This window comes from Enterobacter sp. PL_is514 (assembly GCF_055816715.1).
In genome coordinates this window covers 534,904-560,270 of record NZ_JBVPGN010000036.1, presented here as the reverse complement: position 1 = coordinate 560,270, position 25,367 = coordinate 534,904, and the positions used below count along the sequence as shown (strand labels likewise).

Annotated in this window: 25 protein-coding genes and 1 riboswitch; of the genes, 9 read left to right on the top strand and 16 right to left on the bottom strand. The window is 59.6% G+C overall.

What is annotated here, in order from left to right:
* The first annotated feature begins 79 nt into the window (after positions 1-79).
* The gene (locus AC0TNG_RS22960; protein ID WP_473713133.1) at positions 80-874 is read left to right on the top strand and encodes an SDR family NAD(P)-dependent oxidoreductase; all 795 of its coding nucleotides are present in this window, start codon (positions 80-82) and stop codon (positions 872-874) included.
* A 1-nt stretch (position 875) separates the two neighbouring features.
* Here AC0TNG_RS22960 and AC0TNG_RS22955 read toward each other — a convergent pair whose 3' ends face one another.
* Positions 876-1,235 carry a winged helix-turn-helix transcriptional regulator gene (locus AC0TNG_RS22955; protein WP_024909625.1) on the bottom strand — a complete coding sequence of 120 codons (360 nt, stop codon included), beginning with the start codon at positions 1,233-1,235 and terminating at the stop codon, positions 876-878.
* Positions 1,236-1,335: 100 nt separating this feature from the next.
* Here AC0TNG_RS22955 and AC0TNG_RS22950 point away from each other — a divergent pair, with 100 nt between their 5' ends.
* Positions 1,336-2,085: an SDR family oxidoreductase gene (locus AC0TNG_RS22950; protein WP_264439121.1), complete on the top strand. Its 750-nt coding sequence runs from the start codon at positions 1,336-1,338 to the stop codon at positions 2,083-2,085.
* A 1-nt stretch (position 2,086) separates the two neighbouring features.
* Here the strand turns inward: AC0TNG_RS22950 and AC0TNG_RS22945 are convergent, their stop codons facing one another.
* On the bottom strand, positions 2,087-2,590 hold the full coding sequence (locus AC0TNG_RS22945) for a DedA family protein (protein WP_048989864.1): 504 nt from the start codon (positions 2,588-2,590) through the stop codon (positions 2,087-2,089).
* Between the two features lie 160 nt (positions 2,591-2,750).
* A riboswitch (M-box (ykoK) riboswitch) is annotated at positions 2,751-2,920 on the top strand.
* 60 nt (positions 2,921-2,980) lie between these two features.
* Between AC0TNG_RS22945 and AC0TNG_RS22940 the strand changes: the two genes are divergently transcribed.
* The gene (locus AC0TNG_RS22940; RefSeq protein ID WP_029741838.1) at positions 2,981-3,982 is read left to right on the top strand and encodes a magnesium transporter; all 1,002 of its coding nucleotides are present in this window, start codon (positions 2,981-2,983) and stop codon (positions 3,980-3,982) included.
* Positions 3,983-4,028: 46 nt separating this feature from the next.
* Here AC0TNG_RS22940 and AC0TNG_RS22935 read toward each other — a convergent pair whose 3' ends face one another.
* Positions 4,029-5,105 carry a LacI family DNA-binding transcriptional regulator gene (locus AC0TNG_RS22935; RefSeq protein ID WP_473713132.1) on the bottom strand — a complete coding sequence of 359 codons (1,077 nt, stop codon included), beginning with the start codon at positions 5,103-5,105 and terminating at the stop codon, positions 4,029-4,031.
* 269 nt (positions 5,106-5,374) lie between these two features.
* Between AC0TNG_RS22935 and AC0TNG_RS22930 the strand changes: the two genes are divergently transcribed.
* The gene (locus tag AC0TNG_RS22930; protein ID WP_061715573.1) at positions 5,375-6,640 is read left to right on the top strand and encodes a maltoporin; all 1,266 of its coding nucleotides are present in this window, start codon (positions 5,375-5,377) and stop codon (positions 6,638-6,640) included.
* 104 nt (positions 6,641-6,744) lie between these two features.
* On the opposite strand, the gene AC0TNG_RS22925 is transcribed toward AC0TNG_RS22930, so the two are convergent.
* From AC0TNG_RS22925 to AC0TNG_RS22900, 6 genes are all read right to left on the bottom strand, one after another.
* A complete protein-coding gene (locus tag AC0TNG_RS22925; RefSeq protein ID WP_073961589.1) occupies positions 6,745-6,987 on the bottom strand; it encodes a PTS sugar transporter subunit IIB in 243 nt (80 codons plus the stop codon).
* Between the two features lie 138 nt (positions 6,988-7,125).
* Complete coding sequence (locus AC0TNG_RS22920) at positions 7,126-9,183, bottom strand: beta-galactosidase (RefSeq protein WP_061715574.1); 2,058 nt, start codon at positions 9,181-9,183, stop codon at positions 7,126-7,128.
* A 29-nt stretch (positions 9,184-9,212) separates the two neighbouring features.
* A complete protein-coding gene (locus AC0TNG_RS22915; RefSeq protein WP_024909617.1) occupies positions 9,213-10,415 on the bottom strand; it encodes a glycoside hydrolase family 53 protein in 1,203 nt (400 codons plus the stop codon).
* A 2-nt stretch (positions 10,416-10,417) separates the two neighbouring features.
* Positions 10,418-11,269, bottom strand: a complete 852-nt coding sequence (locus AC0TNG_RS22910; RefSeq protein WP_042715482.1) for a sugar ABC transporter permease — start codon at positions 11,267-11,269, stop codon at positions 10,418-10,420.
* Between the two features lie 11 nt (positions 11,270-11,280).
* Complete coding sequence (locus AC0TNG_RS22905; RefSeq protein WP_061715575.1) at positions 11,281-12,585, bottom strand: carbohydrate ABC transporter permease; 1,305 nt, start codon at positions 12,583-12,585, stop codon at positions 11,281-11,283.
* A gap of 57 nt (positions 12,586-12,642) precedes the next feature.
* A complete protein-coding gene (locus AC0TNG_RS22900; RefSeq protein WP_024909614.1) occupies positions 12,643-13,857 on the bottom strand; it encodes an extracellular solute-binding protein in 1,215 nt (404 codons plus the stop codon).
* A 321-nt stretch (positions 13,858-14,178) separates the two neighbouring features.
* Here AC0TNG_RS22900 and AC0TNG_RS22895 point away from each other — a divergent pair, with 321 nt between their 5' ends.
* Positions 14,179-15,294 carry an ABC transporter ATP-binding protein gene (locus tag AC0TNG_RS22895; RefSeq protein ID WP_024909613.1) on the top strand — a complete coding sequence of 372 codons (1,116 nt, stop codon included), beginning with the start codon at positions 14,179-14,181 and terminating at the stop codon, positions 15,292-15,294.
* Here the strand turns inward: AC0TNG_RS22895 and hpxK are convergent.
* The 7 genes from hpxK to hpxU form a co-directional block, all read right to left on the bottom strand.
* Positions 15,291-16,529 (bottom strand): allantoate amidohydrolase, encoded by a 1,239-nt coding sequence (gene hpxK, locus AC0TNG_RS22890; RefSeq protein ID WP_473713131.1) that lies wholly within the window; start codon positions 16,527-16,529, stop codon positions 15,291-15,293. The two genes, AC0TNG_RS22895 and hpxK, sit on opposite strands and share 4 nt — an antisense overlap.
* Positions 16,526-17,767 (bottom strand): pyridoxal-phosphate-dependent aminotransferase family protein, encoded by a 1,242-nt coding sequence (locus tag AC0TNG_RS22885; RefSeq protein WP_267216729.1) that lies wholly within the window; start codon positions 17,765-17,767, stop codon positions 16,526-16,528. The genes hpxK and AC0TNG_RS22885 overlap by 4 nt, the downstream gene beginning before the upstream one ends.
* Before the next feature lie 13 nt (positions 17,768-17,780).
* Positions 17,781-18,518 carry an amino acid ABC transporter ATP-binding protein gene (locus AC0TNG_RS22880; RefSeq protein ID WP_023327069.1) on the bottom strand — a complete coding sequence of 246 codons (738 nt, stop codon included), beginning with the start codon at positions 18,516-18,518 and terminating at the stop codon, positions 17,781-17,783.
* Positions 18,499-19,155 (bottom strand): amino acid ABC transporter permease, encoded by a 657-nt coding sequence (locus AC0TNG_RS22875; protein ID WP_213328423.1) that lies wholly within the window; start codon positions 19,153-19,155, stop codon positions 18,499-18,501. Before AC0TNG_RS22875 ends, AC0TNG_RS22880 begins: the two co-directional genes overlap by 20 nt.
* On the bottom strand, positions 19,155-19,820 hold the full coding sequence (locus AC0TNG_RS22870; RefSeq protein WP_061715578.1) for an amino acid ABC transporter permease: 666 nt from the start codon (positions 19,818-19,820) through the stop codon (positions 19,155-19,157). Before AC0TNG_RS22870 ends, AC0TNG_RS22875 begins: the two co-directional genes overlap by 1 nt.
* A 4-nt stretch (positions 19,821-19,824) precedes the next feature.
* On the bottom strand, positions 19,825-20,607 hold the full coding sequence (locus tag AC0TNG_RS22865; RefSeq protein WP_417927200.1) for a transporter substrate-binding domain-containing protein: 783 nt from the start codon (positions 20,605-20,607) through the stop codon (positions 19,825-19,827).
* A gap of 191 nt (positions 20,608-20,798) precedes the next feature.
* Entirely contained in the window at positions 20,799-21,638 is an 840-nt protein-coding gene (gene hpxU / locus AC0TNG_RS22860; RefSeq protein WP_417927199.1) for a MurR/RpiR family transcriptional regulator HpxU, read from the bottom strand.
* Between the two features lie 142 nt (positions 21,639-21,780).
* On the opposite strand from hpxU, the gene hpxW reads away from it, so the two are divergent.
* From hpxW to hpxZ, 4 genes are read left to right on the top strand one after another with little or no spacing between them, the layout of a single operon-like run.
* Entirely contained in the window at positions 21,781-23,364 is a 1,584-nt protein-coding gene (gene hpxW / locus AC0TNG_RS22855; protein ID WP_417927198.1) for an oxamate amidohydrolase, read from the top strand.
* 10 nt (positions 23,365-23,374) lie between these two features.
* Complete coding sequence (gene hpxX, locus AC0TNG_RS22850; RefSeq protein ID WP_024909607.1) at positions 23,375-23,563, top strand: oxalurate catabolism protein HpxX; 189 nt, start codon at positions 23,375-23,377, stop codon at positions 23,561-23,563.
* Positions 23,560-24,957 (top strand): AtzE family amidohydrolase, encoded by a 1,398-nt coding sequence (locus AC0TNG_RS22845; protein ID WP_417927197.1) that lies wholly within the window; start codon positions 23,560-23,562, stop codon positions 24,955-24,957. Before hpxX ends, AC0TNG_RS22845 begins: the two co-directional genes overlap by 4 nt.
* Complete coding sequence (gene hpxZ / locus AC0TNG_RS22840) at positions 24,954-25,340, top strand: oxalurate catabolism protein HpxZ (RefSeq protein WP_023311059.1); 387 nt, start codon at positions 24,954-24,956, stop codon at positions 25,338-25,340. The genes AC0TNG_RS22845 and hpxZ overlap by 4 nt, the downstream gene beginning before the upstream one ends.
* Positions 25,341-25,367 lie beyond the last annotated feature (27 nt).

Below are 25,367 nucleotides of genomic sequence, written 5' to 3'. Positions count from 1 at the left end.
TTATAAAACCAAATAGCAGAAAGTTAATTCAGTTTCATCTTGAAACCAAATAACCCACTTTGCTTTGAGGTAACACACGATGACTACGCAAATCACCACCGCCCTGATCACGGGCGCCTCTTCCGGGATTGGCGCCGTTTATGCCGATCGTCTTGCCGCGCGCGGTGCCAACCTTGTGCTGGTCGCTCGCCGCGAAGATCGCCTGAAAACCCTCGCCGCCGACCTGCGCGCACGCTATGGCGTGGCCGTCGATATTCTGGTGGCCGATCTTACCGATGAAGCCGGGATCCGCGCCGTGGAAGAGGAACTGCGCAGCAATACCGCCATTGATACGCTCATCAACAACGCGGGCACCGCGCAAATGGCACCGTTCCTCGCGGGCGAGATAGCGCAGCATCAGGCCATTAACACCCTGAACACCACGGCGCTGATGCGTCTGACCTACGCCATCCTACCCCGTCTGGCGCAGAACAATCGCGGCACGCTGATCAATATCGCGTCCGTGCTGGCCCTGCACGTCCGGGCGGGCAGCGCCCTCTACAGCGCCACCAAGGCGTGGGTACTGAGCTTTACCCGTGGGTTACAGGAAGAATTTGCCGACAGCAGCGTGCGCATTCAGGCCGTGCTGCCCGCCGCCACGGCGACGGAAATCTGGAGCCATTCAGGCGTCACGGTGGACGATCTGCCGGAAGGTTCGGTAATGACCACCGACGATATGGTGGATGCGTCGCTGGCGGGTCTGGATCAGGGTGAACCGATCACCATCCCGCCGATGCATGATGCAGGCCTGTGGGAGCGCTACGAAGCGGCGCGCCTTGAGCTGTTTAGCAGCGCACGCACCAGCATCCCGGCACCGCGCTACGTAAAACAGTAGCCTAACGCTGAAGCTGGTCGCCGTACTCGCTCATCCAGGCGGCCAGCGGCGAGAGTGCGTCCTGCAGGGTTAACCCCAGCCCGGTGATCTGATACTCCACGCGCGGCGGGATCTCCGGGTAGACCGTCCGCGTCACCAGCCCGCGCTGTTCAAACAGGCGCAGCTGCTTCGTCAGCTCTTTCTGGGTGATGGGTGCAGCGGCACGCAGCAGGTCGCCAAAGCGTACGGGCGTGTTGAAGACAATCAGGCGATAGAGAATGGGGATCGCCCATTTGCCGGAAATCAGATTCACAAACTGCGTCATCGGGCAGGTATACGCCTCAGATTTTTTTTCACAGCACTCCTCCAGCATTTCTGCCATATCACACCTCTTGCCTCTTTAGTATCCATTTGGTACCTGGTTTCCTTTCGATACTAACGTTTCTATAGTGCTTTCTCCAGAGACATTTCAGGAGAAGAACATGGGTCGTTTAACCGATAAGTATACGTTGATTACTGGCGGCACCAGCGGCATCGGTCTTGCCACCGCGCAGGCGTTTATCGCCGAAGGGGCGCGCGTCGCCGTGACCGGACGCAACCCGGACACCCTCGCCGAAGCAGAGCGCATTCTGGGCGATAAGGCCTGGGTGATCCCAACCGATGCGGGCGATATCGCGTCGCAGAAAGCGCTGGCGGAAACCCTCGCCGCCCGCTGGCCGCGCCTCGACGCGGTGTTTCTCAACGCCGGCGACGTAACGCACGCGCCGCTGGAAGCCTGGCAGGAGGATGCGTGGGATCGCCTGATGGGCATCAACCTGAAGGGACCGTTCTTTTTAATTCAGGCGCTGCTGCCGCTGCTGAATAACCCGTCGTCGGTGATCCTCTGCGGCTCCGTGAGCGCGCGCATCGGCCTGCCCACCAGCAGCGTGTATGCCGCGAGCAAGGCCGCCCTGCTGTCGCTGGCGCGCACGCTGTCGGCGGAGCTGCTGCCGCGCGGGATCCGCGTCAACGGCCTGAGCCCCGGCCCGGTGGAAACCCCAGCCTTTACCAAAACGGGCTTAAGCGACGAGGCGCTTAACGCGATGATGGCGGACATCATCAAGCTGGTGCCGCTCGGCAGAATGGGCTCGACGACGGAGCTGGCAAAAGCCGCGCTCTATCTGGCGTCCGACGAGTCGAGCTACACGGTAGGAACGGAGCTGCTGGTGGACGGCGGCATGGGGAGCCTGTAACTCAAAAGGCGCTGATGCCGGTGACGATGCCGACATACAGCGCCGCCCATACGCAGGCGGAAATCAGGCTGACGGCGTAGACCTTTGCTGCATTCAGCCTGAGCATCCCCGCCGCCAGCGGGACGATGTAACGCAACACCGCCAGAAATCGCGACGTAAAGAGCACGATGACACCGTTCTTTTGCAGCTGATGCTGTACCCGCAAGAACTTGTCGGCATGCTTTGAGGTAAAACGTGTGACCAGCCGGGTGTGCCCCATCAGCTGGCCGATATGGTAGTTCAGCACCGAGCCCGCCGTTGCCCCCAACACCACGGCCAGCCACGCCAGCGCAGGATGCATGCTCGCCTGGCTGACGGTCATGCCCGCCAGCAGCATCACCGAGGCGGGCGGCAGCACGGAGGAGATCAGCACCGTCGACTTGCTCAGCGCCATCATAAATAACAGCGCGAACAGATGTGCCGGATACAGCGCAAAATGATTCAGCAGATTATCAAACCACGCCATTTGCTTCTCCTCCGTTGATTATATAATCCTCCATTAGAAATGAATGACCTTAAATAAACCATCAACGCTTTATTAAATAAGATTCTCCTAAACCGTTCTTAAACATTATTTAATTTCCCGAGCTGCAATATCAAATAAGCGTATTATTTCCCTCGTTTTACAACGATCTCGTTATGGCGAGGCTCCTGTACAAATACACGTTATCGCTCTGGTAGGTTCGAGAGAATCGACACAGGGTAAAACAGGCACTGTCGAATCAAGGCTTTGTCAGTATAACTTCCCTCACGGGATACGGTGTACAGTGCTGAACCCAGGACGTGGGGATCTCCTCTTCGACATGCCCTGTCTTGCTCGCCCCTGAGAGATTTTATTATTCAAAGGGAATTCACTATGTCTTACGCTATTCACAACCAAAACCTGGCATTCAATGACAGCGCGATCGCGCAATATATGAATACCGATTTTATTGTCCTCGATATTTCATTATGCGTGGCGCTGGCGCGCGAGCAATTCTTCGAAAAATTAAAAGACGACGATATTCCGTCTCATATTTTTATTGAAGACAATGGCCGCCTGGCGGGCATGATTGCCGTGCGTAAATTGCTGCAGACCGCCGATACGGTACAGCCGGTGAAATCGCTGATGATTTCGCAGTTTTTGCAGGTCAAACCGGAGGATGAACGTGCCGACGTTGCCGGGCTGCTGGCGCACGGCGGCGCGGACGTGGTGCCCGTGGTCACCCACGGCAAGCTCGTCGGCTGTCTGACCGAGCGCGAAATCGCCCATCTGCTGGAAGATGACGTCACCGAGGATGCTCAGCTTCAGGGGGCGACGCTACCGCTGGAGAAGCCCTATCTGGACACCAGCCCGTATAGCCTGTGGAAAAAGCGCTCCGTCTGGCTGCTGCTGCTGTTTGTCGCGGAGGCCTACACCAGCTCGGTGATCCAGCATTTTGAAGAGGCGCTGGAGTCCGCCATCGCGCTGGCGTTCTTTATTCCGCTCCTGATCGGCACGGGCGGCAACAGCGGGACGCAGATCACCTCCACCCTGGTGCGCGCCATGGCGCTGGGGGAAGTGCGTCTGCGCGACGTTGGCCGCGTGCTGCGTAAAGAGATGACCACCTCGCTGATGATTGCCGCCACGCTCGGTATTGCCGGGTGCATTCGCGCCTGGATGATGGGGATTGGGCTGGAAATCACGCTTATCGTCAGCCTGACGCTGGTGTGCATTACGCTGTGGAGTGCGATTGTGTCGTCCGTCATTCCAATGGTGCTCAAGCGCTGCGGCATTGACCCGGCGGTCGTCTCCGCGCCGTTTATCGCGACGCTTATCGACGGTACCGGGCTGATTATCTACTTCAAAATTGCCCAGTACACGCTGGGGCTGGAGTAAGCTTGCGAGCACCTCATTCACGCACGTGATTGAGGTGCTCACTTCGCTACGCATCGCCGAGCTGATGCGCGATCTTACGCAGCTGCTGGGCAAGCGCCTGCAGGTTTTTCCCTTTCTCCCCTTTCGGCCCGGTGGACTGACGCACCACCAGACGGGCAGGTAAAATTGAGGACATGCGCTGGGCATTCTCTTCACCGCTGTCGAGAATGCGGCGCACCGCCTCTTTACCCTGCAGATCTAAATCCAGCGATACCGTCGTCAGCGCCGGGTAGAAGAATGAGCTTTCATAGGTGTCATCGTAGCCAATCACCGACTTCTCGCCCGGAATTGAAATCTGCTGCTGATGGAACGCGCTCAGCACGCCGAGCGCCATCTGGTCGTTCGCCACCAGCACGGCGGTAAACTGCGCCGTTTCCCGCAGCATTTGCAACGCTCCCGAATAACCGCTTTGCGCATCCCAGTTGCCGCGAATGACCGATGCTGGCTCCAGACCGTAGCCCTTCAGGGTCTCGATCCAGCTTTTCAGCCTCAGCTGCGCCGACACGGAAGACGCCGGCCCCGCCAGCAGGGCAATGTCGCGATGCCCCAGCTCGTAAAGATATTTGACGCTGGCGCGGGTGCCGTCCGCCGGATTAAACGAAACGTTAAACACGGAACTGTACGGGTCAACGTCGAGGAACAGGCAGACAATGTCGTCGTTGTCGGCGGCGATTTTCTGCGCCGCTTCAGCCTCCAGCGGCACGTTGATGATCACTTTGCTCACCAGCTGGGATTTCAGCTCGTTGATGGAGTCCTGGATGCTGTGGTTGACGTTCTCATCAATCATTGAGATCAGTACCTGGTAGCCTTCCACATTGGCATAGCGTTTCACCGCCGCCGCAACCTGCGAAGGCGCGTGCAGCGCCAGCGAAATGGTCACCAGCCCAACGGTCTGGCTCTGCTTGCCCACCAGCTGCTGAGCCAGTCGGTTGGGTACATACCGCAATAACTCTATGGATTTCTCCACCTTGATGCGCGTGGCGTCGGATACATTGGCAGATTTATTCAGTACCCTGGACACGGTCTGATAGGAGACGCCCGCATGGCGTGCCACGTCCTCTAACGTTGCGCTTTTCGACTTCATGGTCCGGTTCCTTATGTTGTTATGCGCTGATTGTAACAGGGGTGCTGAAAAAAAACGCTTACCACCCTCTCGCTGTGGGCATAACACCATCAAAAAGTATGACGCTCACAATGCCATAATTTGTGTCCGATCTCATTACTCGTAACAAAATTGTCTATTTTATTTGCAGTTAATCACACATTTCGGATCGTGCAATTGCCAGTTAACGGGTTTAGGCATTTTATGACAGCGGATTTGTGAACGTATTACAAAACAATAAGAGGGTTACAATGAACACGACGATCCGCTCTGTATCTGTTGCGTTGGCTGCCGCGCTGGCATCGCCTTCGCTGTTTGCAGCGTCTTCAGTACCGATTGATTTTCATGGATATCTTCGCTCCGGCGTGGGCGTCTCACGGGATGGTGGGATGGAGGAGTGGCAAAAAAACAAAATTGGCCGTCTCGGGAACGAGGCCGACACCTACGGCGAGCTGGAGCTGGGCTCCGAGGTATACAAAAAGAACGACGTCAGTTTCTATCTCGACAGCATGGTGAGCATGGTCTCAGACGGCTCCAACGACAATGAAACCACCTTAGATGACGATGCCCAGTTCGGCCTGCGCCAGCTTAACCTGCAGATCAAGGGGCTGATCCCCGGGGATCCCAATGCGGTGATTTGGGGCGGTAAGCGCTACTACCAGCGCCATGACCTGCACATCATTGATACCAAATACTGGAATATTTCCGGCTCCGGTGCGGGTATCGAGAACTACACGCTTGGCCCGGGCGCAGTCTCCGTTGCGTGGATCCGCGGCGATGCCAACGACGTGGACTACCGCGTGGATGGCGACAGCGACGTTAACATCAACTACATCGACCTTCGCTATGCGGGCTGGAAGCCGTGGGCGGGCGCGTGGACGGAAGTGGGTATTGATTACGCCATGCCAAACCCGACCAACAAGCAGAAAGAGTACGGCGGACTGTACGAGGCCGATAACGGCGTAATGGTCACCGGTGAGATCAGCCAGGATATGTTTGGCGGCTATAACAAGCTGGTGCTGCAGTACGCCAATAAAGGTCTGGCCCAGAACATGGTGTCACAGGGTGGGGGCTGGTACGACATGTGGAACTACGTGAACGACGCCACCGGCTACCGCGTGATTAACACCGGCTTAATTCCGATTACCGACAAGTTCTCCTTTAACCACGTTCTGACATGGGGCTCGGCAGACGACACCACGCAGTACACGGACAAATCACGCCTGGTATCGCTGGTGGGGCGCGCGCAGTATCAGTTCACCGAGTACGTGCGTCTGATTGGCGAAGTGGGCGGATTCTACCAGGAAGATACTTATACCGACGGCACTAAGTACAAGCAGAGCGGCGAGAAGTACACCCTCGCGCTGGGGCTGGCAGACGGACCTGATTTTATGTCGCGTCCTGAGCTGCGCGTCTTTGCCTCTTACCTGAATGACTCCGAAAAAGGGCAATCCTTCGAAGATGGCACCGCGAATAATACCTGGAACTTCGGTGTGCAGGTCGAGGCCTGGTGGTAAGTCGTAATTTATAATTTGCGTTAATCGTTATCGTATCTCCAGCAACCTGCAGTCTATTTTACTGCTTTGGGATAGCCATTACTTTGGCTATCCCTTTTTTATATTTACTGATTAAAATGTTCGTCTAATAATTTCCGTAATGTATCAGACTGCCTGCCGAATATAGCGTGCACCTGCTGGCCGATAATAATCACCCCCAGCGCCCCCTCATTCTGTATCGCCTGGGAATCGACCTTATTTAAATCTTTTACCGTCACGCGCAGGCGGGTAATACAGGCTTCGACGTGCTCGATATTATCGTCGCCGCCAAATGCCGGAATTAAACGCTGAGTAATTTGACTGTCCATAATACGCCTCTCTGTATGCAGATAAAAAAATGCCTGCTCGGGGAGCAGGCGTTTTGTGCCTTGTTGCCGGGTGGCGCTGCGCTTACCCGGCCTACGGGTTTTGTAGGCCCGTGCAAGCGCAGCGCCGCCGGGCGGTTCTTACGCTTTACGCCTGAGCACCCGACAGTCCCAGGGAAGCAGCACGATATCGCCCGCAGCGGCGGCATCGGTCATGCAGTCGGTATACCCCTGCGGCAGCGTGATGAGCTGCTGCTGGGCCGTGTAGTTCTGCACAAACACCCAGGCGGTTTCGCCATCCGTGCGCGCCGTCGCGACCACGCCCGGCGGGAAATCCCCCTCGACCGCGCGCGGCAGCGCCAGCTCGTCGATAATCCCGGCAAAGAAATCGCGCTGGAACGGCAGATCGTTACGCGACGCCACGTGCCACGCCTTGCCTTTGCCAAAGCGGTTGACCGTCACCGCAGGGCGACCGGCGTAGAAATCATCCCGGTAGGTCGCCAGCGCCTGCGCGGATTCAGTATGGATCAGCTCGCACAGATGCCTGACCTGATACGGCCCCTGCAGGCCCGCCGCATTGCCCACCAGCCCCTGAACCAGGTTTCGCTCCCCCTCGCCCAGGCAGTCAATCTCTTCCGCCCAGATGCCGAGGAGCTTGCGCAGCGGGCCCGGGAAACCGCCGAGGTGGCAGAGATCGGTCTCATCCACTACCCCGCTCCAGTAGGTCGTCACCAGATGCCCGCCCGCGGCCACAAAGGCTTCCGCCCGCTCGGCGAAACCTTCGCGCACCATGTAGAGCATGGGGGCAATCACCAGCGCGTAGCGGCTCAGATCGCCGTCAGCGTCGATGACGTCGACCGCGATGCCCTTTTCCCAGAACGGACGATAGTGTTCGTTGACGGTTTTTTCGTACTCCAGCCCCATGTTGCGCGGGCCTTCGGCATCGTCCAGCGCCCAGCGGTTTTGCTGGTCAAAGATAATGGCCACGCGCGCGTCGGTGCGGCACCCCACCACCTCAGGCAGACGGGCCAGCATCTCCCCCAGACGCGTCACTTCGCGCCCGACGCGGGTATCAAGATGCCCCACGTGATCGATAATCGCACCGTGGAATTTCTCCACCGACCCGCGGCTCTTACGCCACTGGAAGTACTGCACCGAATCCGCCCCGTGCGCCACCGCCTGAACAGAGGAGAGAATATGCATCCCCGGCTTTTTCAGCTTGCTGGTCGGCTGCCAGTTGGTGGTGCTCGGCGTGGACTCCATCAGCACAAAGGGTTTACCGCCCTTCAGGCTGCGCATCATGTCGTGGTACATGGCGGTATAGCAGGCCAGCTGCGTTTCGTCTTTCTCCTTGTGCCACATCGGGTAGCTGTCCCAGGAGATGAAGTCGATCGCTTTCGCCAGCTGCCAGTAGTCATAATCGTAGAAATACTCCATAAAGTTGGTCGTTACCGGCAGGTCGGCATTGGCGGCCTTCAGCGGCGCCACTTCATGCTGGCAAAAATCGGTGACCTGCGCGGTATTGAAGCGGCGCCAGTCGAGATTCAGGCCGTGAATCGACACTTCCCCCTGCGGCGCGGGGGACTCAATTTGCGACCAGTCGGTGTAGGTATGGCTCCAGAAGGTGCTCCACCACGCATGGTTCAGCGCGTCGAGGGTTTTGTAGCGCGCCTTTAGCCAGTCGCGGAAGCGTTCCTGGCACAGGCTACAGTGGCATTCGCCGCCGTACTCATTGGAGATATGCCAGCCCAGCACCGCCGGATGATGCGAATAACGCGCCGCCAGCAGGCTGTTAATTTTCATCGTCTTTTCGCGGTAAACCGGAGACGACATGCAGTGGTTGTGACGCCCGCCGTGCAGCGCGGGGACGCGGTTGCGTCCGACGCGCAGCACTTCAGGATATTTTTGCGACATCCATGCCGGACGCGCGCCGCTCGGCGTAGCGAGAAATATATGAATGCCCGCCGCATAGAGTTTTTCAATAATGCTGTCCAGCCAGGCAAAATCATATTCCCCTTCCTGAGGCTCCAGTTTCGCCCAGCTAAATATCCCCACCGACATGACATTACATTTCGCCTGCTGCATCATGGCGATATCTTTTTCAATAATACCGGGGTAATTCTCCCATTGCTCCGGGTTATAGTCGGCGCCATGCAATAACGCCGCGACCTTTGGACTTAAAGGCGCAAATTTATTCATATTTAAAACGTCCTGAATGAAGATAAAAACTAGTTAAATACCGTGATTGACGGCAGCACTTTGCCCTGGCAATCAAATAACGCCTGATTCTCACGGGCATTACCCTCTTTCCACTCGTCATGGATATATTTCATGCCGGTTTTGGTGGCCCACGTGGTGCCCGGAACGGCAATCCAGGTCGGTTCCCAGTAAAAGATGCCCTTGCCGCGACGGTCAGGCACATCAATCACGGACTGCATTAAATCGTGAATATAGTCGTACTGACCCTGAACGGTGCCGGGATAGCCGCCGTCCTTTTCCTCTTTAGCCTGGAAGCTGTTCTCGGCGTTATCGCAGTTCTCCAGCGTATAGCCATAGGCCGCTTCCACCACAATCACGTCTTTGTTATAGCGCCTGCTGATGTCATCCATGTTGGTCTTCAGCGCGCTAATCGGGCCGTTCCAGTAGGTGTACATCGACAGGCCGATGATATCGAACGGCACGCCGCGCTTCGTGATTTCATCAAACCACCAGCGGAAGGTGTCATTTTTGGTGCCTTCAGCCAGATGCAGCATGATTTTCACCTGCTCGCCGTCGGTCAGGTTCTCCTTCAGTCCACCAATCGCGGCGTTGAGCAGCCCGGCCAGGCGGTCGAATTCGCCGCCGCCCTGCCCCCAGCTTTTCCCTTCCGGCCACAGCATGCCGCCGTTAATTTCGTTTCCTATCTGCACCATGTCCGGCAATACGCCCTCTTTCTTAAAGCGGGCAATCGTGTCGCGGGTGTAGTCATGAATTGCCGTTTTCAGCTGCGGGTAGCCCATCTTCTCCCAGGCTTTTGGCTTAAACTGTTTGCCCGGATCGGTCCAGAAGTCGCTGTAGTGGAAATCGAGCAGCAGCTTGAGGCCCTGCGCCTTTACGCGCTTCGCCAGCGCGAGGGTGTTTTCGAGATTATTACTGCCGCCGCCGTAGGTGTTGCCGTCGGCATCCTGCGGGTCAACCCACAGGCGCAGGCGCACGGTGTTCACCCCGTTAGCCTTCAGGATCGCAATCGCGTCCTGCTGCTGGCCGCTGTTGTTATAAAATTTGGCGCCGTGCTGTTCCGCTTCCAGCAGCGTCGAAATATCCGCGCCCTTGATAAAGTCCGCGGGCATGGCGTTAAAAGGACGCGTTTTCACCCCGTCCGCCGCAAACGCGCTCGCGGCAAGGCCGCAGGAGAGGCAAACGGCAAGTAAAGCAGGTTTGAGTCTTTTCATGATTATCCTTTGGTACTCCCGGAGGTCAGGCCGGAGACGAAGTATTTTTGTAATGCCAGATAGAGGATCGCTACCGGCACCGCAATCAACACCGCGCCTGCCGCGTAGGTGGTGTAGCTGGCACCCATTTTTTGCGCCACCAGGTTATAGAGCCCGATGGGTAAGGTGTATTTGTCCGGGGTGCGCAGAATCGTGCTGGAGAGGATGAAATCCCCCAGCGGCCCGGTGAAGGAGAACAGCGCCACCACCGCCACAATCGGCTTCGAAAGCGGCATGATAATTTCGATGAAAATCCGGAAATTACTGGCCCCGTCCATGCGCGCGGATTCATCCAGATCTTTCGGGATGGCGTCGAGGTAACCTTTCATCAGGTAGGTATTCATCGGGATCATGCCGCCCACGTAGATCAGCACCAGCGCCAGATGGCTGTTGATGAGGCCCAAAAGCTGCGACAGCACGAAAATGGCAATCAGCGCCGAGAACTGGGGGATCATCTGCAGGAGCAGGAACAGCATCAGCCCGTTCTGGCGTCCCTTAAAGCGAAAGCGCGAAAAGGCATAGGCGGTAAAGCTGACGCTGATGAGGGTCAGTACCATGGTCAGGAAGCTGATTTTCATCGAGTTCCAGTACCAGGTCATGTAGTTCACCTGGCCGTTAAACAGGTCGGCATAGTGCTGCACCGAAAAGTTCTCAGGAATAATTGAGGAGCTGAGCAGGCTATTACCCGCGTTAAACGACGCGCCGACCGTCCACACCAGCGGGTAGATGATAATCGTCGACACCAGCACGATAACCAGCCAGGAGAGCGAGAGGCGTACCCACTTCTCACGTTTAATACTTTGTGATTGAGCCATTGTTACGTCCCTTACGCCATGTCGTCGTTTTTGAAAGATTTGGTGGCGCGGAACTGCCACAGCGCCAGACCGACGACAAAGATCGACAGCAGGATAGTGATGGTCGCCGCAATCGCGTACTGCGACGACGACATGGTGAGCTTGTAGATCCACGACACCAGGATATCTGTCCCACCCGCATTGGACCCCACCACCGCTGGTCCGCCGTTATTGAACAGGTAGATGATGTTGAAGTTATTGAAGTTGAAGGTGTATTGGGTAATCAGTATTGGCGCAATGGAATAAAGCACCAGCGGCAGCGTGATGGTGCGCAGCTTGGTCGCACTGCTGGCCCCGTCCATGGTGGCGGCTTCGTACAGATCGTCAGGGATCGCCTGCAGCACGCCGGTGGTCATAGCAAAAACAAACGGGAAGCCGAGCCAGGTCTGCATCAGGATCAGCGCCGTTTTGGTCCAGAACGGATCGGTCATCCAGGCTTTCGGCGCAATGCCGAAGAAGGCCAGAATGGCGTTGTTTATCACACCGAAAGAGTCATTGAACATTCCGGCAAACACCAGAATGGTGACAAAACCCGGCACCGCCCACGGCAGAATGAAAATGGTGCGGATAAGCGGCTTAAAGCGCAGGTCTTTCTGGTTCACCAGGATAGCCAGCAGCACGCCCACGGTACATTGCAGCGTGGTGGCGAGCAGCGTCCAAACCACCGTCCACTGCAGGACGTCGAAGAAGGTTGAGCGCCAGATGGAGAGCGTGAAAATATTGACGAAGTTCTTAAACCCAACCCAATCCACCAGCTTAGCCGGCGGCGTGTGGTAAAGATTGTAGTTAGTAAAGGCGATGGCAAAACCGAACAGGATCGGGAAAACCACCACAAACACCAGCAGAATAAAGCCCGGCGTGATCATCAGATACGGAAAGCCGTCGCTTAGCAGCATCTGATACTGCTTACGCACGCTGTTTAGCCCCAGCCCTTCATCACGTTTTCGACCGTTAACCCAGGCATCGCGCATCGACAGGTAATACACCATCACGCCAAAGGCGGCGATCAGTACGCTAATGATCCCTTCTGCCAGCAGGAAGATGGAGTTATCCCGCGGCACTTCCTCCCCCAGCGTCACCAGCCCCCAAAGCCCTTCGCGCAGGAAATCGGCAAAAACGCCGATAAAACTGGCCAGCAGCACCAGGAAGATAACGCCCTTCAGCCACTGGCGGTGATAGAACTGGCCGAAGCCGGGGATGACCGCCAGCAGCAGGCCGGTCCAGGCGTGACGCCCGGCCCCGTGCGGTCTGGCAAAATTTTCCGGGATGATACTCACAGACAACTCCTTTCAATAAAACGGGAGAGTGGCCTCCCGTTCTGCGACGTCAGAAAATTACTGGTTGCTGGCCTGCATGGCTTCGATTTGCATCTGGACCTGTTTCTCTGCGCCGTCCAGCGCGGCTTTGGGATCCTGTTTGCCGGTCAGGCTCAGCTCCAGCGCGGCGTTGGCCGGCCCCCAGACTTCGCCCATTTCAGGGATACCCGGCATGGCGGTGGCTCGCGCGGCCTGCACCGCAACGGCGCTCGCCTTCTCGTCGTTCTTGATTACCGGATCGTCGATCATTGCGGTCAGCGGCGGGATCTCCCGCGTGGCCACGTAGCGGGTTTTCACGTACTGCGGCTTGTTGATGAATTCGATAAATTTCTGCGCCAGCGCTTTGTCCTTGCTCCAGGTGGAAACGACGTAGCCTTTCACGCCGAGGAAGGAGCTCATTGGCTTGCCGTCCGGCAGCGTGGGCAGCGGCGCCACGCCGTAGTTGATGCCTGCCGCTTCATAAGGCTGGAACGCCCACGGGCCGTTGATGACGGCTGCCGCTTTCTTTTCGGTAAACAGGGAGTCGATTGCGTTCAGGCCGTTGTCGCCGACTATCCCGGCAGGGAAAATCTCGTCAGCGTAGAATTTTTTCAGGTACGTCACGGCTTCTACCGCGCCCGGCTTGTTCAGGCCGACGTCGCTGGCGTTATAGCCGCCTTTATCGTTTTGACCGAAGATGTAGCCTCCCATCGGGGAGATCGCGCCCCAGCTGTAGTAAATCTGATCGAACTTGGCGAGCAGACCGTACTGGTTTTTTGCGCGCTGCTGTTTAGAAAAGTCATACCAGTCCTGCAGCGAGTTGAGCGGCTTGTCGATGAGATCTTTGTTGTAGATCAGCACCAGCGTCTCAACCGCTTTCGGCACGCCGTAGAGGGCGTTATCCATTTTGAAGGCGTTAATCGAGGCCGGGGTGTACTGTTCGGTCTGCTTATTGTCCAGATTCAGGGGGGTCAATAACCCTTGTACGACGGCGCCGCCCAGCTGATCGTTAGGAATGACCAGCACGTCCGGGCCAATGCCTGCCGGGCCGTCCAGGCGCAGTTTTTCCAGCTGCTGTGCGTAAGGGGTTTCCTGCACGTTGACCTTAACGTCGTACTGTTTTTCAAAGTCCGCGACCGCATCTTTAATACCGGACGACTTCTTGATGTCTTCCCAGACGTTAAGCTGCGCGGTAGCGTGAGCCTGAACCGCGAGCGTAGAGAGGATCAGAGCAGCGAGTATGTTCTTTTTCATTATCAACCTCATGTGAAGGTATAACAATTTTATGGTTGTTATTGCATCTGATGCCCTACAAACCCCGCTATACATCCTGTTAAAACTGGCGCTGTACGTATGACATCAAATGCCTTTGGTTGGCTATACGCTACCCTTCACATCATGATAACTCTACATAAAACTGCAAGTTGTGTGATCGTCATAACATTAATGGAATATCTGTATAGGGCGCATGAATGCTGGAAGTTATAGTCAAGGCAGACAAATTGCACCGTCCGGCCACGTTGAACGTGATTGTTATACGTAAAACATACCCGGCGGTTTACCTGGGGAACACTGATGTCGAACATACAATTGAGGAATGTCACCAAGCGCTTTGGCGACACCGTCACGCTCCACAACGTTAATCTTGATATAGAGGACGGTGAGTTTGCCGTATTCGTCGGGCCTTCCGGCTGTGGCAAATCCACGATGCTGCGCATGATTGCCGGGCTGGAGGAGATAAGCGAGGGTGAAGTGCTGATCGGTAACGAGGTGATGAACGACATCGCCCCTTCCCACCGGGGGGTGGCGATGGTCTTTCAGTCCTACGCGCTCTATCCGCACATGACGGTGGCCGAAAACATGGGCTACGGGCTGAAGGTGAATAAAGTGCCGAAAGATCAGATCCGCCATCAGGTCGAGATGGTCGCCAAAACGCTGCAGCTTTCTCACCTGCTGGACCGCAAGCCCAAACAGCTCTCCGGCGGCCAGCGCCAGCGCGTCGCGATTGGCCGCGCTATCGTGCGTAACCCGCGCGTCTTTATGTTCGATGAGCCGCTTTCCAACCTGGATGCCGAACTGCGCGTGGAGATGCGCCTGCACCTCGCTCGCCTACACCAGGAGCTGAAAACCACCATGGTGTATGTCACCCACGACCAGATTGAGGCCATGACGCTGGCCGATAAAATTGTGGTGATGAACTATGGCAAAGTGGAGCAGATGGGCGCGCCAATGGATCTCTACTACAAGCCGGTGAACAGGTTCGTGGCCGGTTTTATCGGTTCGCCGAAGATGAACTTCATGCCGGCCACGGTTGAAGCCTGGCAGCCGGGCGCGTTGACGGTGAGACTATCGCAGCAGAAGTCACTGACGCTCGCCGTGACCACCACGCCGCTGCAGCCGGGCAGTCAGGTCACGCTGGGCATCCGTCCGGAACATTTAACCACTGACCTTCGCCTGGGCACGCCGCTGGAGTTTCACTGCGAAGTGGTTGAACGACTCGGGAACAACACCTATCTCTTTGGCCAGTGCTACGGCCACGACAACGTCAAAATCTTGCTGCCGGGCGACGTTAAGTTCGCCCCGTGGCAGAAGATAGACGTGGCCTTCGACGATCGCCACTGCATGGTCTTTGACGAGCAGGATGTCCGGGTGAGCGCGGATATCGAAGATGCGGTGCGTTCGGTGGCTTAACGCGCGCCACCGTCAGCCAGCTTTCTCACCGCCCGCCCAAACGCCTCAATCGCCAGGGCAACATCGTCAGCCATCACCGATTCTGCCGGATGGTGGCTGACCCCGCCCCTGCAGCGCACAAACAGCATCCCCACCGGCCAGCGTTCCGCCAGCGCGATGGTGTCATGCCCGGCGCCGCTGGGCAGGGATAACGAGCACCCCTGCACCGATTCAACGGCCTGCCCCAGCAGATCCTGCAAACGCGCATCGCACGGCGTGGCGGCGATACGGTAAAACTCCTCGGCGCTGAAGCTCAACCCGCGACGCGCGGCAATCGCCTGCGCCTGCGCCAGCAGTTCAGCGAGCAGCGCGTCAAGCGGGGCATCCTGCGGGCCGCGAATATCCAGCGAGAGCGCAACCTCGCCCGGAATCACGTTGACCGCGCCGGGCAGGCAGCGCAGCTCACCGACCGTCGCCACCCGGTTGCCGCCCTGCTGTCGGGTGGTGTTTTCGATCAGCACCATCCATTCGGCGGCGGCGGCCAGGGCATCCTTACGGTGACTCATCGGCACGGTACCCGCGTGTCCGGCCTCGCCGGTGAAGCGGCAGTTGAGGCGGCGCGCGCCGTTAATGGCTTCCACCACGCCCAGCGCCAGCCCTTCCTGCTCCAGACACGGCCCCTGTTCGATGTGCAGTTCCAGACAGGCGCTGAAATCGTCCTGATGACGTGCCGCGAGCGCCACGCGGGCAGGATCGAGCCCCGCCTGCACCATCGCCTGCGCCACGCTGATGCCATGAGCATCGCACGTCTCCAGCCAGCCCTGCGGCCAGGTGCCGGTGATGCCCCGGCTGCCTAACAGGGTGATCCCAAAACGGGTTCCCTCTTCGTCGCCAAAGCCGACAATTTCTATGGCCTGCGCCAGATGCACACCCTGCTGGTGCAGTCTGTCCACCACTTCGATGGCGGTGAGCACCCCGAGCATGCCGTCGTAGCGCCCGGCGTTGCGCACGGTATCCAGATGCGAGCCAAGCAGTACCGCCTGGGCCCCCTCCTGCGCGCCTTCGTAGCGTCCACAGATATTGCCCACGCTGTCCTGCCAGACGGTCATGCCCGCCTGGCGCATCCACTCCCCGACCAGCTGGTTGGCCTGCAGATGCTGCGTGGAGAGATACACCCGTGTCAGCGCATCCGGGGTTTCGCTGATGGCGGCCAGCGCGTCGGCGCGCGCCATCACCCGTTCTGCCGCCGGGCTCATTGCGGCGTCTCGCGGCGATAGTGGTCCCACGCGGCCTGCATGGCGGCCCCCTGCGTGGTGGTAAATTTGAGGTAGTTCAGCACCGACTCCAGCGCGCTCAGGGTGGTCATCACGCAGTCCTTGCGCGCGTTATAACCCATGGTGCCAATGCGCCACACTTTGCCGTGCAGCGGGCCAAACGAGGTGCCGATTTCAATCCCGAAATCCTCCAGCATCAGCTTACGCACCTGGTCGCCGTTGATCCCCTGCGGAATGACCACGCCCAGCACGTTGTTCATCTTGTGCTTCAGGTCGCCGAAGGTCTCCAGCCCCATCGCCTGAATGCCCTTCAGCAGCGCATCGCCGTGCAGCTTATGGCGCGCGATGCCGTTATCCAGCCCTTCCTGCAGGATCAGCCGCGCGCATTCGCGGGCACCAAACAGCGCGGTCGTGGCTTCGGTGTGGTGGTTCAGGCGTTCCGGCCCCCAGTAGTCCATCACCATGCCGAGATCGAAGTAGTTGGAGTAGATCATCTCCTCATCGCCGTCGCGGTGGGCGTCGGTGCGAATGCCCTCCTCCACGCACTTGCGGCGGCGGATCGCCTCTTCCATCCGCGCGCTCAGCGTGATCGGCGACGTGCCCGACGGGCCGCCGAGGCATTTCTGCATCCCGGCCGAGACGGCGTCCAGCCCCCAGGCGTCGGTCTCCAGCGCGTTACCGCCGAGCGACGCGGTGGCGTCGGTATAAAACAGTACGTCGTAGCGGCGGCAGATCGCGCCCAGCTCCGCGAGCGGCTGCAGCATGGTGGTGGAGGTGTCGCCCTGCACGGTCAGCAGCAGGCGCGGACGAATACGCTTAACCGCATCCTCGACCTGGTCCGGGGTAAACACCTCGCCCCACGGCACCTCGATGGTATGCACCTCCGCGCGGCAGCGGCGGGCAATTTCGCACAGCAAGTGGCCAAAGCGGCCAAAGACCGGCACCAGCACCTTATCTCCCGGGCGAATGGCGGAGACCAGAATGGCCTCAATTCCCGCACGGGAGGTGCCGTCCACCAGCATCGTCCAGCGGTTTTCGGTGCGGAACACCCCGCGGTAGAGCGCCATCACCTCGTTCATGTAGTGGGTCATGGCCGGATCGTACTGGCCGATCAGCTGGCTCGACATGGCGCGCAGCACGCGCGGGTCGGCGTTGATCGGGCCCGGCCCCATCAGCAGGCGCTGGGGCGGATTGATTTGCGGAAATTGTGCGATATCCATTGTTCAGTCCTTATCAGTTGAGGCCGCGCACGGAGGAGATGAACTGCTTCAGTTCCGTGGTTTGCGGGTTGGCGAACAGCGTTTTGCTGTCGCCCTGCTCCCAGACTTTCCCCTGGTGCATAAACACCACGCGGTCGCCCACTTCGCGGGCAAAATTCATTTCATGGGTAACCAGTATGAGCGTCATCCCCTCGGCCGCCAGCTGCTCCAGCACTTTGAGCACTTCGCCCACCAGCTCCGGATCCAGCGCGGAGGTGATCTCGTCGCAGAGTAACACTTTCGGCGACATCGCCAGCGCGCGGGCAATCGCCACGCGCTGCTGCTGGCCGCCGGAGAGGCTCGACGGGTAGTAATCCAGACGATCGCCGAGGCCAACCTTCTCCAGCATCTGCTGCGCCAGCGCCCGGCATTCGGCGGCGCTTTTTTTCAGCACCCGACGCGGGGCGAGCATCACGTTCTCCAGCGCCGTCATGTGAGGGAACAGGTTGAAGCTCTGGAACACCATCCCGACCGAGCGGCTGATTTCACGCGCCTGGGAATCCCGGTCGGTAATGGTCATGCCGCCCAGCTTGATGCTGCCGTCCTGATACCCTTCCAGGCCGTTGATGCAGCGCAGCAGCGTGCTTTTGCCCGATCCGCTGCGCCCGATGATGGAGATCACCTGGCCCATGTCGATATCCAGATCGACGCCCTTGAGCACGTGGTTATCGCCGTAGTACTTCTGCACCTGATTAATGGTGATGAGAGGCATTGAATTTCGTCTCCAGATAGCGGCTGTAGCGCGACAGCGGATAGCACAGAATAAAGTAGCCGAGCGCCACCAGCGCAAAGACCTTAAACGGCTGATAGGTTACGTTGGTCAGCATAGTCCCGGCCTTGGTCAGCTCGATAAAGCCGATAATCGACGCCAGCGCGGTGCCCTTGATCACCTGCACGGCAAAGCCGACCGTCGGCGCAATGCCGATGCGCAGCGCCTGCGGGGCGACCACGCGAAACAGGGTCTGGCCGAAGGTCAGCCCCAGACAGCGCGACGCTTCCCACTGCCCTTTCGGCAGGGCGCGAATACTGCCAAACCAGATGTCGAGCAGAAACGCGCTGGTGTAGAACGTCAGCGCCAGCGACGCGGCGGTCCACGGCGAGACGTCGATGCCGAACAGCGCCACGCCGAAGAAGGCCAGGAACAGCTGCATCAGCAGCGGCGTGCCCTGAAACAGCTCAATATAGCCGCGGATAATGCGCTTCACCGTGCGCCCGCCCGTCAGGCGCAGCAGCAGGAGCGGCAGCGTCACCGCCGCCCCGCCGACAAACGCCACCAGCGACAGCAGTACCGTCCAGCGCCCGGCCAGCAGCAGATTGCGAATAATGTCCCAGTCGGTAAAGGTGGTCATCATGCCTGCACCCCCAGCCATTTGCGTCCCGCCGCCATCATCAGCTGGCGCAGGGTAATCGACAGCGCTAAGTAAATCCCGGTGGTCACCAGATAAACCTCAAAGCTTAAAAACGTTCTGGACTGGATCAGGTTGGCGGCGAAGGTCAGCTCTTCATAGGAGACCTGCGATACCACCGACGAGCCGAGCATCACGATGATGCACTGGCTCACCAGCGCCGGGTAAATGCGCTGCAGCGCGGGCGGCAGCACCACGCGAATAAAGGTCTGCAGGCGGGTCAGCCCCAGCACGCGACCGGCCTCCCATTGCCCTTTCGGCGTGACCTGAATGCCCGCGCGAATAATCTCGGTGCTGTAGGCGCCCAGGTTCACCACCATGGCCAGCAGCGCCGCTTCCCCCGCCGTCATCTTCAGCCCCAGATTCGGCAGGCCGAAGACGATGAAAAACAGCTGCACCACAAACGGCGTGTTGCGGATGATTTCCACGTACGCGCCCCAGATCCGGCTGAACCAGGTCGTGCGTCCGCTGCGGATCGCCGCCCCGACAATCCCCGTTGCCAGCCCGCCGACGGTGGCCATCACCGTCAGTTGAACGGTGACCCACAGCCCGGCCAGCAGCTCCGGCCAGTGCGGCCAGAGGGCTGAAAAATCAAGTTGCTCAGTCATCGGCTCAGGCGCCAAGGTTTGCCGGCAGCGGAGCCTTCAGCCATTGCTCAGACAGGCCGTTCAGCGTGCCGTCCTTGATGCCCTGCTCAATCAGCGCATCCACTTTTGCCTTCAGGGCCGGTTCGTTCTTCTTCAGGCCAATAAAGCACGGCGAGTCTTTCAGCATAAAGCTCGGCACCGGGGCTTTCGCCGCGTTCTGGCGCGAAATGGCCGCCACCACGAGGTTGCCGGTTGCCACGTACTGCACCTGTCCGGAGAGGTAGGCGGAGAGCGTGGTGTTGTTGTCTTCGTAGCGCTTCACGTCCGCGTCTTTCGGCGCCAGGCCGGTCAGCACCATGTCCTCCACCGCCCCGCGCGTCACGCCGATGGTTTTTCCGCTGAGCGCGGCGGCGTCCTTTAGCTCGGCCCCTTTCGGGCCAAACACGCCGAGGAAGAACGGCGCGTAGGCGCGGCTGAAGTCGATTACCTTCTCGCGCTCCGGGTTTTTACCGAGGCTGGAAATGACCAGGTCCACCTTGTCGGTTTGCAGGTACGGCACGCGGTTGGCGCTGGTCACCGGCACCAGCTGCAGCTTGAGCTTCATCTGGCTGGCCAGGTAGCGCGCCATGTCGATGTCATAGCCCTGCGGCTGCAGATCGGTCCCCACCGAGCCAAACGGCGGGAAGTCCTGCGGCACGGCAATGCGAATGGTGCCGCGCTTCTCGATATCCTGAAGCTGGTCAGCCTTTGCCGGCAGCTGTGTGAAGAGGCATGCGGCCCCGGCCAGTGCAATCAACAATTTTTTCATGGTGCTTCCCCGTAACGTTAACATGAAACAAAAGATTCTTTGAATGTGATTTTGCAACTAATGTGCCAGATAAGGCGAAGCGGGGAATTTTCTCTTAAAGCCTGATAAAACGTGGACGGGGCGAAAATACTCTCTATTTTCGCCCCGTTCAATTGCACCATTTCAATGCAAAGCACCAGCCTGATGCCCCATTATCGCTGTTCGAGTTCGTCCAGCTGCTGGTAGAGGGAGGCAATCTCGTGAATGCGCGGACGGCCTTTATCGAGAATTTCATGCAGGAAGGCGTTCGCCAGCAGGTTGATCAGGCTGTTGACCGAGGAGTAGCTGTCATAGGCCGAGACGCTGTCCAGCGGGGCGCAGAGCTGCCAGCTCGCCAGCGGGAACAGGCTGTGCGCCTGCGGCTCGCACATCAGCAGCACCGGAATACCGCTACTCTGAAGCTGCTGCATCAGCGGGCGGATAATGCGCGGGCGGCGGCGGAAGGCCATCATGACCACCAGATCGTCCGGCGTTAAATCCACCAGCTCCTCGCCCAGGCTCTGCCCCGGCTGCGGCAGGACCAGCACCTGACCGCGCGCCTGCAGCAGCTGCTGGCGCAGGTGCAGCGCCGCCGGATAGGCGTTACGCATGCCGATAATGACGATGCGCCGCGCCTTAACCATGCAGGCCATGGCGTCGGCAAACTGCTGCGCGTCGAGGGCATTGACCCACTGGGTCAGGTTCGCCATCTCCTGCTTATAGTGGCGGGCCAGCAGCGTATTGCCCTGCACCGCATCGCGGTTATCGGTGAGCGGCATCCCGCTCTGGCGCAGGGTGCGCAGCTCGTCGCGCATGTCTTTATATTTCTCATAGCCCAGACGCTTAAACAGACGGCTGACCGTGGCTTTCGACACCCCGCTCAGCTGCGCCAGCTCGGCGCTGTTGTAGCTAATGAGATCGTCAAAATGGTCGAAAATAAAATCCGCCACCCGCTGCTCCTGCGGCGACAGCGTCGGGTACTGTGCTTTCAGACGTTCATCCAGTTGTTCCATAGCGCCTCTGTAACTTTTGTTTCATCACATTTTGCCTTTCATTCTACCTTTCATTATATGTGCCAGTTTACTGAAACTTTTCTTTCAGAACTGGAACAGCTTTTGCAGCACCTTGTAACCTTCAGGGTTACGAGGACTCCTCATGCAAAGTAATGTCTCCACACACGGTATGGCGGTTGCGCCCCACCACCTCGCCAGCCAGAGCGCGCTGGCCGTGCTGCGCGAAGGCGGCAGCGCGATAGAGGCAATGGTCGCGGCGGCTGCCACCATCGCCGTGGTTTACCCACATATGAACGGGCTGGGCGGCGATGGCTTCTGGCTTATTGTGCCCCCGGAAGGCGAACCTGTCGCCATCGATGCCAGCGGCGCGGCGGGATCGCGCGCGACGCTGGCCGCCTACGACGGGCTCACGCAGATCCCCCATCGCGGCCCCCGTGCGGCGCTAACCGTCGCTGGCACGGTGAGCGGCTGGGACGAGGCGCTGAAGGTCTCGCGCGAGATGACCGACAGGGCGCTGCCGCTGGCTCGCCTGCTGGCCGACGCCATTGACTATGCGCAGAACGGCACGCCGGTCACGGCCTCTCAGGCCCACGCCACGGCCAGTAAATTCGACGAGCTGAAGGACGTTCCCGGCTTCGCGGAAACCTGGCTGGTGGACGGCAAGCCGCCGCAGGTCGGGAGCCGTTTTTATCAGCCCGCCATGGCCACGACCCTGACGCGCCTGGCGGAAGACGGTCTGGACAGCTTTTATCGTGGCCCGCTGGCGGAAGTCCTGGCGCACGGCATGGAGACGCTGGATCTCCCCGTGACGCTGGCCGATCTCAACGCTCACGCCGCCCGACGCACCGTGCCGCTGAAGCTGCAGCATCAGCAGGGAGAGATCTTTAACCACGCCCCGCCGACGCAGGGGCTGGTCTCGCTGGCGATACTCGGCATTACCGACCGCCTGAACATGGCGGAAGCCGACGACGCCGAAACCCTTCACCGTATCGTTGAAGCCACCAAGCTGGCCTTTGGCCTGAGGGATGCCCACATCACCGACCCGCGCGCGCTGAAAACCGATATTCAGGGTCTGCTGGCTCCCGCCGCCCTGCAGGCGCTTGCCGACAGGGTTGACGACGGCCGCGCCGCGCCGTGGGGAGCCGGCAAAGGCCCCGGCGATACGGTGTGGATGGGGGTAATGGATAAAAGCGGGCTCGCCGTGTCGTTTATCCAGAGTATCTATCACGAGTTCGGCAGCGGCGTGGTGCTGCCCGATACAGGCATCGTCTGGCAGAACCGGGGCGCATCGTTCAGCCTCGATCCGGCTCATCTTCTGGCCCTCGCGCCGGGCAAACAGCCGTTCCACACCCTGAACCCGGCGGCGGCGCGTCTGAAGGACGGTCGCGTGATGGTCTACGGATCGATGGGCGGCGACGGGCAGCCGCAAACCCAGGCCGCGCTCTTTACCCGCTACGTTGTTCAGGGCGTCCCCCTGCAGGAGAGCATCACCCGCCCGCGCTGGCTGCTGGGACGTACCTGGGGACAAACCTCGGATACCTTAAAGCTTGAAGGGCGTTTTTCACCCGAGACGGTCGCGCGCCTGCAGGCCCTCGGTCACGAGGTGGAGCTTTTTCCTGACTTTAGTGAAGCCATGGGCCACGCGGGCGCCATTGTTCGCCACCCCAACGGGCTGTTCGAAGGGGCATTTGACCCGCGCAGCAACGGCGCGACAGCCGGATTCTGAGGAGAAAAAAATGACGACACACCAACCCGACTGGCAGGCCTATCTGGCGCAAATGGAAACCGTGCTCGGCGTTGAGCTGGACGACGCCCGCCGCGCCGAGCTGCAGCTGCAGTTCAGCCGCATTGCCAGCATGGCCGCTCCGCTGATGGCGCTGCCGCTCGACGACCGTCTGGAGATCGCAGGAGTGTATAAAGCATGAGGCTACACGAGATGAGTATCGGCGCGATCCAGCATGCGCTGAACGCGGGAGAGCTGAGCGCTCGTGAGATTGCCCGCCAGACGCTGGAGGCGATTGCGCGCGTGAACCCACAGATCAATGCCTGGACCGCCGTGACGGAAGCACGCATGCTCGCCGAAGCCAACAATATAGATACCCTGCGACGGGAAAAGCGTCCCCTGCCGCCGCTGGCGGGCGTGCCTTATGCGGTGAAAAACCTGTTCGACGTTGCCGGCCATACCACCCTCGCCGGGGCCGAGCTGTTCAGCCAGCGTCCTGCCGCCGCCGCTGACAGCTTCGCGGTGCGCCAGCTGCGCAGCGCGGGCGGGCTGCTGACCGGGATGGTCAATATGGACGCCTACGCCTACGGCTTTACCACCGAAAACAGCCACTACGGCACGACGCGTAACCCGCACGACCTGGCGCGGATTGCGGGCGGTTCGTCCGGCGGCTCAGCCGCCGCCGTGGCCGCCGGGCTGGTGCACTTCTCGCTCGGCACCGACACCAACGGCTCAATTCGCGTTCCGGCCTCCCTGTGCGGCATCTATGGCCTGAAGCCCACCTTTGGCCGCCTGTCGCGATCCGGCAGCCATCCGTTCGTCGCAAGCCTGGATCATATCGGCCCCTTTGCCCGCCGCGTGTGCGACCTGGCGTCCGTGTACGACGCGCTGCAGGGGCGGGACAGCAGCGACGGTTCTCAGGCAGAGAGCTCCCGCGAGCAGACGCGCCCCCTGCTCGATCGCGGGCTTGACGGCCTGCGCTGCGCGGTGCTCGGCGGCTACTTCACCACCTGGTGCGACACGGACGCCAGAGACGCCGTGGCGCGGGTGGCGAAGGCGCTCGATGTGCAGGAGGAGCTGCAGTTCCCGGACGCCGAGCTGGCGCGCTCTGCGGCGTTTATCATCAGCGCCTCGGAAGGGGGAAACCAGTACCTGCCCGCGCTTCGCCGCGAGCCCGAGCGCTTTGAGCCGCACTCCCGCGAACGCCTGCTGGCCGGGGCGATGATCCCCTCCGCCTGGTATATTCAGGCCCAGCGGTTCCGCGCGCACGCCCGGCAGGCGTTTAAAACCCTGTTCGCGCAGGCCGACGTGCTGATCGCCCCGGCCACTCCGCGCAGCGCCACGCTGGCGGGCGAGCAGACCATGGAGATTAACGGTCAGCCACTTCCCATTCGCGCCAGCATGGGGATGCTGACTCAGCCGATATCATTTTTGGGCCTGCCCGTGACCACCGTTCCGCTGCGTACCGCGCAGGGTGCGCCTATCGGCCTGCAGCTGATTGCCGCGCCGTTTAACGAGCAGGCCTGCCTGCGCGTCGCGCGGGTTCTGGAGGAGAGCGGCATCACCGATGCCCGTCCGGCGGAGATAGCAGCATGATGAATCACGATGATATTAACCTCCCGTGGGTGGTTGCCGAGGTGACGGCCGCGTTTTACCGCTATGAGGACGCGCTGGTGAGCAACAACGTTGCGGTGCTGGACGAGCTGTTCTGGCACGACAAAAACACGGTGCGGCTGGGGGCGGGTGAAAACCTGTACGGGATTGATGAAATCCGCGCCTTTCGCGCGGCTCGCCCCGCCGCCGGGCTGCAGCGGACGCTGCGCCACACCGTCATCACCACCTTCGGAGAGGATTATGCCGTGTGCAGCACCGAGTTTACGCGGGAGGGCACAGAACGTATTGGCCGCCAGCAGCAGACGTGGGTACGGTTTGCCTATGGGTGGCGGATCGTGGCGGCGCAGGTGAGTTTGATGGTGTAACGCTGAAAAACCTGCCCGGTGGCGCTG